General features: G+C 72.2%; 14 protein-coding genes. 8 read left to right on the top strand and 6 right to left on the bottom strand.

Annotation, left to right across the window (positions count from 1 at the left end):
- Positions 1 to 39: 39 nt before the first annotated feature.
- The 5 genes from glpK (at position 40) to ACWD5Q_RS17005 (ending at position 6,042) form a co-directional block, all read left to right on the top strand.
- Positions 40 to 1,578, top strand: a complete 1,539-nt coding sequence (gene glpK, locus ACWD5Q_RS17025; protein ID WP_451427791.1) for a glycerol kinase GlpK — start codon at positions 40 to 42, stop codon at positions 1,576 to 1,578.
- Positions 1,579 to 1,584: 6 nt separating this feature from the next.
- Entirely contained in the window at positions 1,585 to 3,192 is a 1,608-nt protein-coding gene (locus tag ACWD5Q_RS17020) for an FAD-dependent oxidoreductase (protein ID WP_451427790.1), read from the top strand.
- A 220-nt stretch (positions 3,193 to 3,412) separates the two neighbouring features.
- Positions 3,413 to 4,090 carry a glyoxalase gene (locus tag ACWD5Q_RS17015; RefSeq protein WP_451427789.1) on the top strand — a complete coding sequence of 226 codons (678 nt, stop codon included), beginning with the start codon at positions 3,413 to 3,415 and terminating at the stop codon, positions 4,088 to 4,090.
- A gap of 59 nt (positions 4,091 to 4,149) precedes the next feature.
- The gene (locus ACWD5Q_RS17010) at positions 4,150 to 4,635 is read left to right on the top strand and encodes an iron chaperone (RefSeq protein ID WP_451427788.1); all 486 of its coding nucleotides are present in this window, start codon (positions 4,150 to 4,152) and stop codon (positions 4,633 to 4,635) included.
- A 432-nt stretch (positions 4,636 to 5,067) separates the two neighbouring features.
- On the top strand, positions 5,068 to 6,042 hold the full coding sequence (locus tag ACWD5Q_RS17005) for a PAC2 family protein (protein WP_451427787.1): 975 nt from the start codon (positions 5,068 to 5,070) through the stop codon (positions 6,040 to 6,042).
- Positions 6,043 to 6,324: 282 nt separating this feature from the next.
- On the opposite strand, the gene mshC is transcribed toward ACWD5Q_RS17005, so the two are convergent.
- The 4 genes from mshC to ACWD5Q_RS16985 form a co-directional block, all read right to left on the bottom strand.
- Positions 6,325 to 7,554 (bottom strand): cysteine--1-D-myo-inosityl 2-amino-2-deoxy-alpha-D-glucopyranoside ligase, encoded by a 1,230-nt coding sequence (gene mshC, locus ACWD5Q_RS17000; protein ID WP_451427786.1) that lies wholly within the window; start codon positions 7,552 to 7,554, stop codon positions 6,325 to 6,327.
- A gap of 162 nt (positions 7,555 to 7,716) precedes the next feature.
- The gene (locus ACWD5Q_RS16995; RefSeq protein ID WP_451427785.1) at positions 7,717 to 8,535 is read right to left on the bottom strand and encodes an SCO1664 family protein; all 819 of its coding nucleotides are present in this window, start codon (positions 8,533 to 8,535) and stop codon (positions 7,717 to 7,719) included.
- On the bottom strand, positions 8,499 to 9,089 hold the full coding sequence (locus tag ACWD5Q_RS16990; protein ID WP_451427784.1) for a DUF3090 domain-containing protein: 591 nt from the start codon (positions 9,087 to 9,089) through the stop codon (positions 8,499 to 8,501). The genes ACWD5Q_RS16995 and ACWD5Q_RS16990 overlap by 37 nt, the downstream gene beginning before the upstream one ends.
- 109 nt (positions 9,090 to 9,198) lie before the next feature.
- Complete coding sequence (locus ACWD5Q_RS16985; RefSeq protein ID WP_451427783.1) at positions 9,199 to 9,885, bottom strand: histidine phosphatase family protein; 687 nt, start codon at positions 9,883 to 9,885, stop codon at positions 9,199 to 9,201.
- A 131-nt stretch (positions 9,886 to 10,016) separates the two neighbouring features.
- On the opposite strand from ACWD5Q_RS16985, the gene corA reads away from it, so the two are divergent.
- Positions 10,017 to 11,015 (top strand): magnesium/cobalt transporter CorA, encoded by a 999-nt coding sequence (corA, locus tag ACWD5Q_RS16980; RefSeq protein WP_451427782.1) that lies wholly within the window; start codon positions 10,017 to 10,019, stop codon positions 11,013 to 11,015.
- A gap of 41 nt (positions 11,016 to 11,056) precedes the next feature.
- On the opposite strand, the gene ACWD5Q_RS16975 is transcribed toward corA, so the two are convergent.
- Together ACWD5Q_RS16975 and ACWD5Q_RS16970 are read right to left on the bottom strand one after the other, a co-directional pair.
- On the bottom strand, positions 11,057 to 11,845 hold the full coding sequence (locus ACWD5Q_RS16975; RefSeq protein ID WP_451427781.1) for a ferritin-like domain-containing protein: 789 nt from the start codon (positions 11,843 to 11,845) through the stop codon (positions 11,057 to 11,059).
- 207 nt (positions 11,846 to 12,052) lie between these two features.
- Positions 12,053 to 13,108 (bottom strand): LLM class F420-dependent oxidoreductase, encoded by a 1,056-nt coding sequence (locus ACWD5Q_RS16970; RefSeq protein ID WP_451427780.1) that lies wholly within the window; start codon positions 13,106 to 13,108, stop codon positions 12,053 to 12,055.
- A gap of 249 nt (positions 13,109 to 13,357) precedes the next feature.
- Here ACWD5Q_RS16970 and ACWD5Q_RS16965 point away from each other — a divergent pair, with 249 nt between their 5' ends.
- Positions 13,358 to 14,341: an aldo/keto reductase gene (locus ACWD5Q_RS16965; protein WP_451427779.1), complete on the top strand. Its 984-nt coding sequence runs from the start codon at positions 13,358 to 13,360 to the stop codon at positions 14,339 to 14,341.
- Positions 14,338 to 16,770, top strand: a complete 2,433-nt coding sequence (locus tag ACWD5Q_RS16960; protein ID WP_451427778.1) for a helix-hairpin-helix domain-containing protein — start codon at positions 14,338 to 14,340, stop codon at positions 16,768 to 16,770. Before ACWD5Q_RS16965 ends, ACWD5Q_RS16960 begins: the two co-directional genes overlap by 4 nt.
- Positions 16,771 to 17,008: the final 238 nt, after the last annotated feature.

Raw genomic sequence — 17,008 nt, 5'->3', positions numbered from 1 at the left:
AGACCGCCCCTCATATCCACGGAATCCCAGGAGCACACCGTGACCGACGCACACACCGCCGGCCCGTTCATCGCCGCCATCGACCAGGGCACGACCTCGTCGCGCTGCATCGTCTTCGACCGGGACGGCCGTATCGTCTCCGTCGACCAGAAGGAACACGAGCAGATCTTCCCCAAGCCGGGCTGGGTCGAACACAACGCCAACGAGATCTGGACCAACGTCCAGGAAGTCGTCGCCGGAGCCATCGAGAAGGCCGGCATCACCCGTGACGACATCAAGGCCATCGGTATCACCAACCAGCGCGAGACCACCCTGTTGTGGGACAAGAACACCGGTGAGCCCGTCCACAACGCCATCGTCTGGCAGGACACCCGCACCGACGCGCTCTGCAAGGAGCTGGGCCGCAACGTCGGCCAGGACCGCTTCCGCCGCGAGACCGGTCTGCCGCTGGCCTCCTACTTCTCCGGCCCCAAGGCCCGCTGGCTGCTCGACAACGTCGACGGCCTCAAGGAGCGCGCCGAGGCGGGCGACCTCCTCTTCGGCACCATGGACTCCTGGGTCGTCTGGAACCTGACCGGCGGTGTGAACGGCGGCCGCCACGTCACCGACGTCACCAACGCCTCCCGCACCCTGCTGATGAACCTGCACACCCTGGAATGGGACGACAGGATCTGCGAGTCGATCGGCGTCCCGAAGCAGATCCTGCCCGAGATCCGTTCGTCCGCGGAGGTCTACGGCGAGATCAAGGGCGGCAAGCTGGGCGACCTGCTCGGCGGCATCCCGGTCGCCTCCGCGCTCGGCGACCAGCAGGCGGCCCTGTTCGGCCAGACCTGCTTCTCCGAGGGCGAGGCCAAGTCCACCTACGGCACCGGCACGTTCATGCTGATGAACACCGGTGAGAAGATCATCAACTCCTACTCGGGCCTGCTGACCACGGTCGGCTACCGGATCGGCGACCAGGATCCGGTCTACGCCCTGGAGGGCTCGATCGCCGTCACCGGCTCCCTGGTGCAGTGGATGCGCGACCAGATGGGCCTGATCAAGACCGCCGCCGAGATCGAGACGCTGGCGCTCTCGGTCGAGGACAACGGCGGCGCCTACTTCGTGCCGGCCTTCTCCGGCCTGTTCGCCCCGTACTGGCGCTCCGACGCCCGCGGTGTGATCGCCGGCCTGACCCGCTACGTCACCAAGGCGCACCTCGCTCGCGCCGTCCTGGAGGCCACGGCCTGGCAGACCCGGGAGATCACCGACGCCATGACCAAGGACTCCGGCGTCGAGCTCACGGCCCTCAAGGTCGACGGCGGCATGACCTCCAACAACCTGCTGATGCAGACGCTCTCGGACGTCCTGGACGCACCGGTGGTGCGCCCGATGGTCGCCGAGACCACCTGCCTCGGCGCCGCCTACGCCGCCGGTCTCGCCGTCGGCTTCTGGACCAGCACCGACGACCTGCGCGCCAACTGGCGCCGGGCCGCCGAGTGGACGCCCCACATGGACGCGGAGACCCGCGACCGTGAGTACAAGAACTGGCTCAAGGCCGTCGAGCGGACCATGGGCTGGATCGAAGACGAGGAGTAATTCGCGATGACCACCCTGCAGAGTGTCCCGGCTCTGGGGACTCACCCGGCCTACGGCTCCGACCCGAGCCGCGCTGAGACCCGGGAGCAGTTGTCCAAGGCGACCTACGACCTCCTGGTGATCGGCGGCGGAATCCTGGGCCTCTCCACGGCCTGGCATGCCGCGCAGTCGGGCCTGCGGGTGGCGCTGGTGGACGCCGGCGACTTCGCCGGCGCCACCTCCTCCGCCTCCTCCAAGCTGCTCCACGGCGGACTGCGCTATCTGCAGACCGGTGCGGTGAAGCTGGTGGCGGAGAACCACTTCGAGCGCCGTGCGGTGTCCCGTCAGGTGGCCCCCCACCTGGCGAACCCGCTCACGTTCTACCTCCCCGTGTACAAGGGCGGACCGCACGGCGCGGCGAAGCTCGGGGCGGGCGTCTTCGCCTACTCCGCGCTGTCGGCGTTCGGTGACGGCGTGGGGCACCTGCTGTCGCCGGCCAAGGCGCAGCAGGAAGTGCCGGAGCTGCGCACCGAGAACCTCAAGGCCGTGGCCGTGTACGGCGACGACCAGATGAACGACGCGCGCATGGCGGTGATGACGGTCCGTGCGGCCGTCGAGGCGGGCGCCGTCGTCCTGAACCACGCGGAGGTCAGCGGCCTGCGCTTCACCAGGGGCCGGGTCACCGGTGCCGAGCTGAGGGACCGGCTCTCCGGGGACGAGTTCGGTGTCGACGCGCGGCTGGTGCTGAACGCGACCGGCCCCTGGGTCGACCACCTGCGCCGGCTGGAGGACCCGAACGCGGCCCCCTCCATACGCCTGTCCAAGGGTGCGCACCTGGTCCTCAAGCGCACCTCCCCCTGGCGGGCGGCGCTCGCGACCCCGATCGACAAGTACCGCATCACCTTCGCCCTCCCCTGGGAGGACATGCTGCTGCTCGGCACCACGGACGAGGAGTACGAGGGCGACCCGGCCGAGGTCGGGGTGAACGAGAAGGACATCGCGCAGATCCTCGACGAGGCGTCCCTCTCCGTCCGCGACCAGCAGCTGCGGCGTGAGCTGATCACCTACTCCTTCGCCGGTCTGCGGGTGCTGCCCGGCGGCCCCGGAGACACCGCCAAGGCCAAGCGCGAGACCGTCGTCACCGAGGGCCGGGGCGGCATGCTCTCCGTGGCGGGCGGCAAGTGGACCACCTTCCGGCACATCGGCCGTACGGTCATGCAGAAGCTGGAGACCCTGCCGGGCCGCCCGCTCGGCGACGACTTCGAGCCGATCTCCGCGCTGCCGAGGCGGCTGCCGCTGCCGGGCGTCGCCAACCCGCGCGCCGTCGCCCACCGGCTGATCGTCGACGGTCCGGCGCCCGGCCCCCGCATGGCGCCCGACACCGCCAGGCACCTGGCCACCCACTACGGCTCGCTGGCCTTCGACATCGCCCGGCTCGCCAACGAGAACCCCGAACTGGGCGAGCGCGTCCACCCGGACGCGCCGGAGATCTGGGCGCAGGTCGTCTTCGCCCGTGACCACGAGTGGGCCGAGACGGTGGACGACGTGCTGCGCCGCCGTACCACCCTGACGATCCGCGGCCTGGACACGGACGAGGTGCGCGGCAAAGTGCAGGACCTGCTCGACCAGAAGTAGGTCCCCCACGACGAGGGGCGGCTTCCCGCACGGAGCCGCCCCTTTCGCGTACGCCGGCCTGCCGCACCTCCAGGCCGACCCTGCCGATGCTGTGGGTGCAGCCCACGATGCGCCATGCGATCACGGCGGAGGGGATGCCGACGGGTGTGGCGAAGCAAGTGACAAGACCGGTCAGGAATCGAGAAGCCCCGGTCGCCGAACAGCCCCTAGCGTGGTGGCCATGGCAATCACCGCTTCCACCGCTTCCCACACATCCCTCGCATCCGTCACCCTTGAGGTGGTCGACCCCGAGGCCGCCCACCGCTTCTACACCGCCTTCGGAGTGGACACGCGCATACGCCTGCGGGCGTCCGAGGCACACTCCACCGGATTCCGCGGCTTCACCCTGGCTCTCACGGTGTCCCGGCCTGCCACCGTCGACAGCTTCCTCGACGCCGCCATGGACGCCGGCGCCACGATGCTGAAGCCCGCCGCGAAGTCGCTGTGGGGCTACGGCGGCATCGTCCAGGCCCCGGACGGGACGATCTGGAAGGTCGCGACCTCGGCGAAGAAGGACACCGGCCCGGCCACCCGCGAGATCGACGAGGTCGTCCTCCTGCTCGGCGTCGAGGACGTGAAGGCGAGCAAGCAGTTCTACGTCGGCCGGGGCCTGACCGTGGCCAGGAGCTTCGGCGGCAAGTACGCCGAGTTCACCTCCGACGAGTCCACCCCCGTCAAGCTGGCGCTGTACAAGCGCCGCGGTCTGGCCAAGGACCTCGGTGTCCCCGCCGACGGCACCGGCTCGCACCGCATCGTCCTCGGCGGCACCGCCGGCCCCTACACCGACCCGGACGGATTCGCCTGGGAGGCCGCCACGTCGCTCGCCCCCGCGCCGTCCACGGCGTCCGCCCGGTCCTGACTCCCGGCCCTGAACTCCCGCCCCGACCTGCCTCATCCCCGTACGAGAGGAAGCCTGCCATGCAGCACACGAAGTCGTCCGCCCAGAACTCCGACCCGGCCGCCGAGCAGTACAACGGATTCACCGCCGAGGAGAGGGCCGCGATGAAGGAGCACGCGCAGGAGCAGAAGAAGGCGGCGGCGCGGCGCGGTTCGTCCCGCGTGGAGAAGGAGGCGGCAGCGGAGCGAGACGTGCTCGCGAAGATCGCCGAGATGCCGGAAGCGGACCGGGTCCTCGCCGAGCGGATCCACGACATCATCAAGACCGCAGCTCCGGACCTCACGCCCAAGCTCTGGTACGGGATGCCCGCCTACGCCAGAGACGGCAAGGTCCTCTGCCACTTCCAGAGCGCGCAGAAGTTCAAGTCGAGGTATGCCACCCTCGGCTTCAGTGACCAGGCGGCACTCGACGACGGCGCCATGTGGCCGACCGCCTACGCCCTGAAGGAGCTGACCGCAGCCGACGAACAGCGCATCAGCGCGCTGGTCAAGAAGGCGGTGGGCTGAGGCCGGCCGGGGCAGAACCAGCGGCAAACGTGACCGAGCCGCGGACGACGGGCCGTGTCGCTGGGAACTGGTGTAGTGCTCGTAGGCCAACGGTCGTGCGGTGGGCGGCAGTTCGTCCGGGGGCGCGATCGGCGCGATGGATCCGCTCCATGCTGTCTTCGGTCTCGTGCCCCGTAGGCTCCTGTGCTCGTCTCGTTCGTGATCAGGAGGAGTGAAACCGCCGATGCGCGTCGCTCTGCGCTCGACGCTCTGACCGCTCGGAGGGGTGGAGCACCCCCGGGGGCTCGGACCGGGTTGACGATCATGGGTGTTCGAGGGCTCCGTACGGGGCAGTGATCCGTTCACTCCCCTGTGCAAGGGGGCTGCGGGCGTTCCCGGCCGCACGCCGTAAGGTTGGGACGTACGCGAGGGCACGTCGGAAGGAGGCACTGGGTGATCGAGCTCGAGGGGGTTCCCGAGCTGATCGACCCGGTCATGGTGGCCGCGTTCGAAGGCTGGAACGATGCCGGCGACGCCGCTTCCACCGCGGTCGCGCATCTGGACAGGGAATGGAAGGGCGAGGTGTTCGCGGCGCTGGACGCCGAGGACTACTACGACTTCCAGGTGAACCGCCCCACCGTGTTCATGGAGGCCGGGATCCGCAAGATCACCTGGCCCACGACCCGTCTCTCGGTGGTCCGCGTCGGCGGCGAGAAACCGCGCGACCTGGTTCTGGTCCGCGGCATCGAACCGTCGATGCGCTGGCGCTCGTTCTGCAACGAGCTGCTGGGCTTCGCCCACGAGCTGGGTGTGGAGCTGGTCGTCATCCTGGGCGCGCTGCTCGGCGACACCCCGCACACCCGTCCGGTGCCCATCAGCGGGACGACGTCCGACTCGGACCTGGCCCGCCGGATGGACCTGGAGGAGACCAAGTACGAGGGCCCCACGGGCATCGTGGGCGTCCTGCAGGAGGCCTGCACGCACGCGGGCGTCCCGGCCGTCTCGCTGTGGGCGGCGGTCCCGCACTACGTCTCGCAGCCGCCGAACCCGAAGGCCACGCTGGCCCTGCTCAACCGTCTGGAGGACCTGCTCGACCTGCGTATCCCGCTGGGCGAGCTGCCGGAGGACGCGCGCGCCTGGCAGCTCGGCGTGGACCAGTTGGCGGCGGAGGACAGCGAGGTCGCCGAGTACGTCCAGACGCTGGAGGAGGCCCGGGACACCGCCGAGTTGCCGGAGGCGTCGGGTGAGGCGATCGCTCGGGAGTTCGAGCGGTATCTGCGCCGACGGGATGTCAGCCCGCCGGGCGGGCACGCCACTTCGGACGGCGGCGACGGCGGCTCCTACCGGCGGGACACCCCCGGTGGCCGCCCGCGTCCGCCGAAGCCACCGCGGACGGGCGGCGAGGACGAGGACTCCTCGGAGGACTGAGAATTCCTCGGAGGACTGAGGACTCGTCGGAGGACTGAGGACTCCTCGGAGGACTGACGGGCCGTCTGCCGGTCCGAGCGGCGGCGCGCCGGTCCCATGGTGACGGGCCGTCGGCCGGTCCGACGATCACGTCGGGCGTTCCGGCCCGGGCGGCCGTGACGGGGCGGAGCGGGCGTAGGGCCGGTTCGGGACCGATGGTCTTCCGTGGACGGACGCCGAGCGGCGCCGGACGGGTCGTGATGACCCGCCCGGCGCCGCTCCACGTTTCCGGCGGCCGTGTGGTCAGAGGGCCACGCCGAGCAGCGCGTCCACGGCGCGCGAGACCACACCGGGTGCGCCCGTGTCCGTGCCGCCGGTCTCCTGCTGGAGGGCCGCCCAGCGGTCGACCGCGGCGAGCGCGGCCGGGGCGTCCAGGTCGTTCGCGAGGGCCTCGCGGATCTCCTCGACGAGCGCGTCGGCGGGCGGGCCGTCGGGCCGGGAGACGGCGGCGCGCCAGCGGCCGAGCCGTGCCACGGCGTCCTGGAGCACCTGGTCGGTCCACTCCCAGTCGGACCGGTAGTGGTGGGCGTGCAGCGCGAGCCGGATGGCGGCCGGATCCACGCCGTCCCGCCGGAGCCGGGAGACGAAGACCAGGTTGCCCCTGGACTTGGACATCTTCTCGCCGTCCAGCGCCACCATGCCGGCGTGGACGTACGCCTTGGCCATCGGGAACTCGCCGGTCAGCACCTGGGCGTGCGAGGCGCCCATCTCGTGGTGCGGGAAGGCGAGGTCGGAGCCGCCGCCCTGTACGTCGAAGCCCATGCCGAGGTGATCCAGGGCGATGGCCACGCACTCGATGTGCCAGCCGGGCCGGCCAGGGCCCAGCGAGCCGCCGTCCCAGCTGGGCTCGCCGTCGCGGGCTGCCATCCAGAGCATCGGGTCGAGCGGGTTCTTCTTCCCCGGACGGTCCGGGTCGCCGCCGCGCTCCGCGCTCAGCAGGCGCATGGCGGCGGCGTCCAGGCGGGACACCTTGCCGAAGTCGGGGTCGGACTCGACGGAGAAGTAGACGTCCCCTTCGAGGTCGTAGGCGGCGCCCAGCTCGCGCAGCCGCTCGACGAGCGGCACGATCCCGGGTATCGCCTCGACCGCGCCTATGTAGTGCCGCGGGGGAAGCATCCGCAGCGCGGTCATGTCCTCCCGGAACAGGGCGGTCTCCCGCTCGGCGAGGGCCACCCAGTCGACGCCGTCGCGCTGGGCGCGCTCCAGGAGGGGGTCGTCGACGTCGGTGACGTTCTGGACGTAGTGCACCTGCCGCTTGGTGTCCAGCCATACACGCTGGACGAGGTCGAACGCGTTGTAGGTCGCCGCGTGACCCATGTGGGTCGCGTCGTACGGGGTGATGCCGCAGACGTAGATACGGGCGACAGGACCGGGGTCGAGGGTGATCGGGCCGCCGGTCGCGGTGTCGTGGATCCTCAGGTCGCGGCCCTGACCAGGCAGGGCGGGGACCTCGGAAGCGGGCCAGGCATGCATGTCATGAGCGTAACCGGCCGGGAGTTCTGTCCACGAACCGGACCGGGCCGGATGACCGGGAAGGCACTCTTGCGCTCATCCCGGCGATGTGCAGGGCACGTCGGCCCGCCCGGCCGCCACTCACCCTCCCACCGGCCTACCAGCGGCCCCGCGGCCGCCGCCTCACACCGGCGGCCAGGGAATCGCCGGCCACTCCCCCGTGGGCTCCGGATGCCTGCCCGACACCAGCAGCGACTCCACTCGGGCGCGGGTGGCCTCGACCTCCGCCGGGGTGATCAGCGCGGCCAGTGTCACGGCCAGGGCGGCGCCCTCCTCCAGGGCTTCCTTCAGCCCTTTGAGCGCCTCGACCGCCTCCCCGGTCAGCGGCTCCCCCGCCCACCCCCACAGCAGGGTGCGCAGCTTGTTCTCGGTGTTGAAGGTCACGCCGTGGTCGATGCCGTACAGGCGCCCGCCTGCCGCGGGCAGCAGATGGCCGCCCTTGCGGTCGGCGTTGTTGATGACCGCGTCGAGGACGGCCAGGCGCCGCAGCCGGTCGTCGTCGGCGTGCACCAGCAGCGCCGTCCTCCCCTCGCCGACGTCCGCCGGCCCGATCGCCTTCCAGCCGGGCTCCGGCTCCTCCGCGTCCACCAGCGCGAGCAGCTCGCCGTCGGGCACGGGCTCGATCCACAACTGGCACATGCCCTCGCCGTAGGGGCCCTCACGCAGCACGGTGGGCGGCACGAGCCCCCATCCGGTCGCCGCGGACACCTCGTAGGCGGCGACCTCGCGCTGGGCCAGCGTGCCGTCGGGGAAGTCCCACAGGGGGCGCTCCCCGGCGACGGGTTTGTAGATGCAGGCGGCCTCGCGGCCGTCGTGGGAGACCGTGCAGTACAGCGCCGCGTTGGACGCGTCGCGGATGCGTCCGCGCACGGTCAGCTCGCCCGTGGCGAGCAGGTCGGCCGTGGTCACGCTCCGCGGCGGTATCCGTTCTGGCGCGGACATACATGTCCTTCCGGGTCGAGCGGGAGACTGCACAGCGGGCACGGCGGCCGCCCGGCGTTGACGACGTCGAGGGCACGCTTGGCGAAGGCTCTGGCCTGCGCGCCGGTGAGCCGGACCCGGAGCATCGGCGGACCGTTCTCCTCATCCTGGAGCAGCCGCTCCTCGGCCTCGGCGAGGTCCTCCTCGGAATCGGCGTCCAGTTCGACGAGGGCCTGGGCCTCGACGATCATGCGCTGGCCCTCGCCGTCCCAGGCGAGGGCCATGGTGCCGACGCGGAACTCCTCCTCGATCGGGGTGTCCAGCGGAGCCGTGTCGGAGATCTCTGCGGGGGCCATGGCGGGGACGGCGGCACTGCCGCCGCTGCGCCGCACGACCTCGTCGAGCAGCTCGTCCATGCGTTCGGCGAGTGCCGCGACCTGGGTCTTCTCCAGGGCCACGCTGGTCACCCGGGGTCCGGCAGTGGCCTGCAGGAAGAAGGTACGGCGCCCGGGCAGCCCGACCGTGCCGGCCACGAAACGGTCCGGGGGGTCGTAGAAGAACACCTGACGGGACACGTCCTGTCTCCATTGGATCGGGACCGGGACCGGCTGACCGCGTCGGCCCGTTCCGGTTGCTGACAACTACTGCGCTGGTGTGACCGCTTCACCCTACTGCGGCCGACGATCACGGTGCGCCCGCACCGCCCCCGACCGTGGCGTCCGGACCGGAGGGTTCCGCACGCGGTACGAGGGAGGCGAAATCCCCGGTGTCCCCGAGGCGAACGAGAAATGGCCGCAGTCGCGTGTAACGGATCGCGGTGATGGAACACGGCTCCACGGAGATCCGCTGGAAGAGATCGAGATGAAGCCCGAGTGCGTCCGCGACGAGCGATTTGATGACGTCACCGTGCGAGCACATGAGGTAGACGGCGTCGGTGCCGTGGTCGCGCTCCACGCGCGCGTTCCACTCCCGTACCGCCTCCGCGGCCCTGGTCTGCATGGCCCGCATCGACTCGCCGCCGGGGAAGGCGGCCGCCGACGGGTGGACCTGCACCACCTCCATCAGCGGCTCGTCCTTCAGCTCGGCGAGCTTGCGGCCGGACCAGTCGCCGTAGTGGCACTCGCCGATGCGCTCGTCGGTGTGCGCGCTCAGCCCGGGGCGGGCGTCGAGCAGCGGCTGGAGGGTCTCCTGGCAGCGTTGCAGGGGGCTCGTGACGACCTCGGCGATCGGCACCTCGGCGAGCCGGCCCGGCAGGGCCGCGGCCTGCGCGGTGCCGCGCTCGTCGAGGGCGACGCCGGGTGTCCAGCCGGCGAGGAGTCCCGCGGTGTTGGCGGTGGAGCGTCCGTGCCGGACGAGGATCAACGTGGGCATGCCGTCCAGCGTACGGGGACGCCCCCGCGCCGGAGCCGAGGGAACGGCTGCCGCCCGGCGCGGGGGCGCGGCGCCCCGGCGAACGGGCCCCCCGTGTGCGGCTGGGACCGGCGGACGGGAGAATGCGCTCCGTGATCGTCGACTGCGCCATCTACCGCGACGGGCGCCGGACCGAGGGGCCCGGTGACCTTTCCGACGCGCTTCAGGAGGCACGCGCCTCGGGGGACGCCTTCTTGTGGATCGGTCTGTATGAGCCGACGGAGAACGAGTTCGACCTGGTGACGGAGGAGTTCCGGCTGCATCCGCTGGCCGTGGAGGACGCCCTGAAGGCGCACCAGCGGCCCAAACTGGACGTGTACGAGGACTCGCTGTTCATGGTGTTCAAACCGGTGTCGTACGAGCCGCGCAGCGACACGGTCAGCACCGGGGAGCTGATGGTCTTCCTCGGCGACTCCTTCGTGGTCACCGTGCGCCACGGTGCGGACATGCCGCTCGGATCCATCCGGAAGCACCTGGAGGAGCAGCCGGAGATGCTGCGGCACGGACCGACGGGGGTGCTGTACTTCATCGCGGACTCCATCGTCGACCACTACCTGGAGGTGGCGACCGAACTGGGGACCGACCTGGAGGAGCTGGAGGCGGAGGTCTTCTCACCGTCGGGCGGGGGCTCCCGGCACACCGCGTCGCGGGTCTACACCTTCAAACGGCAGGTCCTGGAGTTCCGGCGGGCGACGGTCCCGCTGGCGCCCCCGGTGGCCCGGCTGGCGGGGCAGGGGGTGTTCGGAGCGGCGGTGCCGTTCGTGCAGGAGAAGTCGCGTCTCTTCTTCCGGGACGTGAGCGACCATCTGGCCCGGGTGAACGAGTCCGTGGAGGCCCTGGACCGGCTGGTGTCCGATGTGCTGTCCGCGCATCTGGCGCAGATGAGTGTCCGGCAGAACGACGACATGCGGAAGATCTCCGCGTGGGCGGCGATGGCCGCGGTCCCGACGATGATCGCGGGCATCTACGGCATGAACTTCCGGCACATGCCGGAGCTGCACTGGGTGGCGTCGTACCCGGCGGTGATCCTGGCGATGGCGGCACTGGAGGTGCTGCTGTACCGGATGTTCAAGCGGCGGGGCTGGCTCTAGGGCCGGCCCGGCTCGCGGCGCACCGCGCGGCGGCGGACGGCTCACACGTACTCGGGTGCCGTGGTCGCGGGTCCGCCCAGGGCGTCGCGGCGTTCCGGCATCCTCAGCGACACCATGCGGCGCCAGCCGCCGGCGCGCTCGTAGCAGTACACCCCGTGGATGCCGGCCGCGAGCAGCGCCGACCGGGCCCTCGGCCAGCGCAGGATCCGCCCCATGCGGGCCGTCACGGCGAGGCTGACGTCCCGGTGGACGCGGATCTCGGTCAGGGCGCACGCGCGCAGCGTCCGCTGGATGGCGCGGCCGTGTCCGGCGTGCGCGAGACGCAGCAGTTCCTCGTGGCAGTAGGCGAGGTGGCTGTCCTCGTCGTTCGAGATCATCCTGATCGCGCGGCCCACCTCGGGGTGGTCGCCGAAGTGCTTGCGCAGCAGCTCCATCTGCTCGGAGGCGCGCTGCTCGGTGACCCTGCTGTGGGCGAGATAGACGACGATGTCCTGCACGGTCAGCGGCCGGTCGCCCCTCAGCCTCTCGTGGGCGAGCCCGATGCCGTGCCGCTCCAGGAGCATCGTGTAGTCGGTCTCGGGGGGTACGCGGACGGGTTTAAGTCCGCGCTTCTTCATCAGCGCGCGGAAGATACGCCCGTGTTTGTCCTCGTCGGCGCCATGCCTGCTGATCTTGGGCGCGAGCCGGCGCTCGCCGGCCGGCACGAGGGCCGCGATGCGCCCGTTCTCCCAGCCGCCCTGCGACTCACCGCTGGCGGCGATGGAGCAGAAGAGCCGGAACGACTCGTCGTTGTCGAAGATCTCCTGAAACAGGCTCTTGACCGAAAGCATCACTGACGCCTCTCTGCAGGGGTCCGCGAAGAACGAGTCAAGTGGGACGCCGGTCCGGCGGCAACACGGGTGCCGGAGAACTCCGCCGAACGATGGACGCGCGGGCACCGGCCCCGCGTAACCGGGGGCCCGCCGAAGCGTTGTTCCCGGTGACGGCCGTGGCGGGGAAGACCCCCGAGCCCCCACCACGGCCGTGGAGACCTCCGGTTACGCGAGTCCGGCCCGCTCCAGGGCGTCGGAGCCCGCCCGGAGCGAGGCGAGACGCTCCTCCAGCGTGAAGCCCGCGGGGGCCAGCGTGAGGGTGGTGACACCGGCCGCGGCGTAGGCCTTCATCCGGTCGGCGATGCGGTCCACGGAACCCAGCAGGGTGGTGCGGTCGATCAGCTCGTGCGGGACGGCGGCCGCGGCGCCCTGCTTGTCGCCGGACAGGTACTTGTCCTGGATCTCGGCGGCCGCCTCCTCGAAGCCCATGCGCCGGGCGAGCTGGTTGTAGAAGTTCTGCTTACGGCTGCCCATGCCGCCCACGTACAGGGCGGTGTAGGGGCGGAAGGTGTCGGCGAGCGCGGCCACGTCCTTGTCGTCGCCGAGCGCGATCGGGAGCGTGGGGCACACGTCGAAGCCGTCGAGGGTCTTGCCGGCCTTCTCGCGCCCGGCGCGCAGATACCGGATCGCGGTCTCCTCGAGGTGGTCGGCCGAGGGGAAGATCAGCAGGGCCCCGTCGGCGATCTCACCGGTCTGCTCCAGGTTCTTGGGGCCGATCGCGGCGATGTAGAGCGGGATGTGCTCGCGCTGGGGGTGCACGGTCAGCTTGATCGGCTTGCCGGGGCCGCCGGGCAGCGGGAGGGTCCAGTGCTCGCCCTCGTACGACAGCCGCTCCCGCGTCATCGCCTTGCGTACGATCTCCACGTACTCCCGGGTGCGGGACAGCGGCTTGTCGAACTTGACGCCGTACCAGCCCTCGGAGACCTGCGGGCCGGACACGCCGAGGCCGAGGCGGAAGCGGCCGCCGGAGAGCGAGTCGAGGGTGGCGGCCGTCATCGCGGTCATCGCGGGCTGACGGGCCGGGATCTGGAAGATCGCGGAGCCGACGTCGATGCGCTCGGTCTGGGCGGCGACCCAGCTGAGCACGGTGGCCGCGTCGGAGCCGTACGCCTCGGCGGCCCAGCACACCGCATAGCCGAGCCGGTCGGCCTCCTGGGCCACGGCGAGGTTGTCCGCGTCCATTCCGGCGCCCCAGTAGCCGAGGTTGATCCCGAGCTGCATGGCCGATTCCCCTTACCCATCAGTAACGTCCCTTGTGCGCAGACCTTAGCGCGGGGCGGGCCGGGAGGGGAGAGCTGCCCGGGTGTGGCGCGGCTGCCCGAACGGCCAGGGTGGGGGGAGGGGCTCGCAGTCGGCCGGACGGCGCCGGCCGTGCCCGGGGCGGGAGAGGGAAAATCGCTGTGGACACCGGGGAAACCGGTTGTCCACAGGCAACCCACGCGGCCGGTTCCGGACAGTAGTGTCGCGTTCATGGAGCAGAGGCATCTCGGACGTACCGGCCTTCGTGTGTCCCGCATCGGACTCGGCACCCTGACGTGGGGACGTGACACGGACGAGCGCGACGCCGCGGAGCAGTTGAAGGTGTTCTGGGAGGCGGGCGGAACCCTCGTCGACACGGCGGACGTGTACGGGGACGGGGAGGCCGAGTATCTGCTCGGACGGCTGATGGAAGGCCTTGTGCCGCGCCGGGACCTGGTCATCTCGACGAAGGCGGGGAGCGTCCCCGACCCGGACCGTCGTTTCGACGGCTCGCGCGGCCATCTGCTCGCCGCCCTGGACGACTCCCTCGCCCGCCTCGGCACGGACCATGTCGACCTGTGGCACCTCCACGCCTTCGACCCGTGCACCCCGCTGGAGGAGACCCTTCAGGCACTCGACATGGCGGTCAGCAGCGGCCGGGCGCGGTACGCGGGCGTGTCCAACTTCTGCGGCTGGCAGCTGGCGAAAGCGGCGACGTGGCAGCTCGCGGAGCCGGCTGTCCGGACCCGGCTCGCGAGCACCCAGATGGAGTACTCGCTGCTCCAGCGGGGCGTGGAGCGCGAGGTGCTGCCCGCCGCGCTGGACCTGGGGGTCGGGCTGCTGCCGTCGTCTCCCCTGGGCCGGGGGGTGCTCACCGGCAAGTACCGCAATGCGACGCCGCCCGACTCGCGCGGGGCGTCGGAGCAGCTGGCCCCGTTCGTCGCGCCCTACCTCGACGACACGGCGCGCGGCATCGTGGACGCGGTGCAGACGGCCGCCGACGGGCTCGCCACGACGCCGCTCCAGGTGGCGCTGGCCTGGGTCCGCGACCGGCCGGGGGTGGTCGCGCCGATCGTCGGTGCGCGCACCGCACAGCAGCTCACGGCGTCGTTGTCAGTGGAGGCGCTTAGTCTTCCAGACGAGATCTGCCGGGCGCTGGACGATGTGTCGGCCCCGTTGCACCGCTATCCCGATCACGACTGGAGCACGCTGTGAGCACGGACCCGGAAACCACGGAGACGGCCTCCCACCCGGGGGAACCGGCCGACGAGGCCGGGACCGGGACGGGTCCGACCGGGACGGGACGGCCCCCGGGCGACGCGGCGGCGGCCGAGGGGCCGGACCCGGTGTCCGCAGGGGGGGCGCGCGAAGAGGAGGCCGCGGACGCGGGCGGCCCGGGGGACGCGGAGTCCGTGACCGACGGCGGCTCGGGAAACACAGAGGGCGCGACCGACAGCGGCTCGGAAGACGAGGCGTCCCCGACCGACGGCGGCTCGGGGGACGAGGCATCGGCCACCGGCCAGGATGTCGGGAGCGACCCGGCCTCCGCGACCGGCGACGGCGACGGCGACGGCGGGACAACCGACTCGGGTGACGGCGAGGGCGCGTCGGCTCAGGTGTCGGAGGCTCAGGCCGAGTTGGCCGCTCAGCGGGTGGAGCGGGAGCGGATCGAGCGGCGGAAGTCGGAGAAGAAGGAGCCGGTCGAGGCGGGCGGCAAGCTGAGCGGAAAGGCCGCCGATCTGCTCGCCGCCGTGCGGGCCGTGGAGAGCGGCGCGAAACCGGTGCCGAGCGCCTTCGGCGAGCCCGCGCCCGCCCCGCGCCGGCCCGTCTTCGAACCCGTGCGGCGTGCCCGGCCCGCTGCTCCCCCGGTGGCCGCGGCGGGCCCCGCCGCGGAGTCCGTCGCGGCCGTGGGCGCCGTGCTCGCCGAGGGCGGCGCTCCCGAAGCCCTGGCGCCCCAGGCCGCCGCGGCCCTCGGCGACGGTGTGGAGGCACGGCTGCGTGCGGACCCCTGGCTGCTGCTGCGGGTCCCCGGGGTGCGGCCCGAGCAGGCGGACGGGTTCGCCCGGGCTCTGCTCGGCGCCGAGTGCCGGCCGGACGACGAGCGCCGGGCGCGCGCGGTGACGGTCTGGCTGCTGGAGCAGGCGGCCCTGGCCGGGCACACGGCACTGGAGGTCCCCGCCCTTCAGGCCGCGCTCACGCAGCGCTCGGTGCCGGACCCGGAGGCAGCCGTGCGGAGCACGATCGCCGAGGGTGAGGCCCTCGTCTTCCAGGACGTCCTGGAGAGGCAGGGCCGGGGCGACGGCGAGGACGGCGAGGACCGCCCGGTCCGCGTCCTGATCGGCCTGGAGCGGTACGCGCTCGCGGAGGAGAGCCTCGCCGACGGCCTGGCCCGGCTGGTCGACTCGGCGCCGAAGGAGGTCGGTCCGGCTCAGGACTGGGAGCGGGCGGCCCGCGCGGCGCACGGCTCGGCGGCGGAGCTGATCCGTGCGGTCGCGGGTCGCGGGCTGGTGCTCCACACCGGCGGGGAGGCATCCCGGGCCGAGCCGGCCGCGCTGCTGCGCGAGACGCGTCGGCTCGGTGCGCGTTCCTGGGCCGCCACGCACGGCTCGGCCGGGCGGGAGCTGTTCGCCGCGCTGCTCGCACGGCTCGGCCCGGCGGCGGACGCTCCCGGGGCGCAGGAGGACGCGGCGCTCGCCACGGTGGCGGGCCTGCTGTCCGGTGCCGAGGGCCCCGGACGCGACGCGGACGGCACGCTGGACCTCGACCTGCTCATCGTGCTGGACGCCCCCCAGCTGGACGTCGAGACGGCGGCGCTGCTCATCGAGTCACTGCCCGACGGGGCGCGCCTGGTGCTGAGCGGGGACCCGGGGGTGCTGTGGTCGGCCGGTCCCGGACGCGTGTTCGCCGATCTGCTCGCCGCCCGGGTCTGCCCGCAGATCGCCTCGCGGACCCCTGATCCCGGACCACTCGGCGCGTTGGTGTCCTCGATCGGCGTCGGCGAGCTTCCGCAGGTCGACGCGCCCGGCAAGGAGGTGGTGATCGTGCCGGTCCGGGACGCCGGGGAGGCCGTGCACCGGACCGTGCAACTGGTCGCGGACTCGGTGCCGCGTGCGATCGGCGTCCCGTCCGACGAGACGCAGGTGATCACGCCGGGGCACGGTGGCGCGGCGGGTACGCGTGCGCTGAACGCGGCGCTCAAGGAGCGGCTGAACCCCGGCCCCGGCCGCTTCGGCGGCTTCGATCCCGGGGACAGGATCGTCTACTCCCCCGTCCCGGGCCGTGCCCTTCCGGGCCGTGTGGTGACGGCGGATGCGGAGGGGCTGCACCTGGAGTGCGCGGGCGCCGCCGTGGTCGTGCCCCGGGAGCGGGTGGAGCAGTCCGTGCGGCACGGTTGGGCGCTGACCGCGCACCAGGCGGTGGGACAGCGCTGGCCCGCGGTGGTCGTGGTGCTGCCCGAAGACGCCGCGGGGTCCCTGAGCCGGCCCTGGGTCTACACGGCCTTCGGCCGGGCGGTCCGCCATCTGTCCGTGGTGCACGGAGTGGAACAGGCACTGCCGCGGGCCGTGGCCGAGATCCCGGCCAAGCCGCGGACCACCCGCCTGCCGGCACTGCTCCGGCCTCAGGTACCGACGACCGAAGGCTGAGGGCCGGGTGGCGGCGCCGTAGGACCTCGGGCGGCACGGCACCGCCGCTTCCTCCCGTATCCGAAGCGCGCGGCTGGACCCGTCCACGACCGGACGCGCACCGGGATCCGCCGAACCCGGCCCGGCACGCGCGCCCGGACCCGTCCGCAACCGGGCGCACACCGGGACCGGTCCAGCCCGGCCGAGCACGCCCGACTCCGCGCGGCCAGGCGTGCTCCCGGCCCCGCCCCGGCCGGAC

The organism is Streptomyces sp. NPDC002513 (assembly GCF_053595355.1).
Note: the sequence above shows the minus strand (reverse complement) of the source record. Positions and strands in the feature narration are given on the sequence as shown.

Bases quoted from the DNA above. Each gene is read 5' to 3' on its own strand.
- ACWD5Q_RS16995 (WP_451427785.1), bottom strand. From the start codon at position 8,535: ATGTCCGCGCCAGAACGGATACCGCCGCGGAGCGTGACCACGGCCGAC.
- ACWD5Q_RS17010 (WP_451427788.1), top strand. From the start codon at position 4,150: ATGCAGCACACGAAGTCGTCCGCCCAGAACTCCGACCCGGCCGCCGAG.
- mshC (WP_451427786.1), bottom strand. From the start codon at position 7,554: ATGCATGCCTGGCCCGCTTCCGAGGTCCCCGCCCTGCCTGGTCAGGGC.
- ACWD5Q_RS16965 (WP_451427779.1), top strand. From the start codon at position 13,358: ATGGAGCAGAGGCATCTCGGACGTACCGGCCTTCGTGTGTCCCGCATC.
- ACWD5Q_RS17015 (WP_451427789.1), top strand. From the start codon at position 3,413: ATGGCAATCACCGCTTCCACCGCTTCCCACACATCCCTCGCATCCGTC.
- ACWD5Q_RS16975 (WP_451427781.1), bottom strand. From the start codon at position 11,845: ATGCTTTCGGTCAAGAGCCTGTTTCAGGAGATCTTCGACAACGACGAG.
- ACWD5Q_RS16970 (WP_451427780.1), bottom strand. From the start codon at position 13,108: ATGCAGCTCGGGATCAACCTCGGCTACTGGGGCGCCGGAATGGACGCG.
- ACWD5Q_RS16985 (WP_451427783.1), bottom strand. From the start codon at position 9,885: ATGCCCACGTTGATCCTCGTCCGGCACGGACGCTCCACCGCCAACACC.
- ACWD5Q_RS17020 (WP_451427790.1), top strand. From the start codon at position 1,585: ATGACCACCCTGCAGAGTGTCCCGGCTCTGGGGACTCACCCGGCCTAC.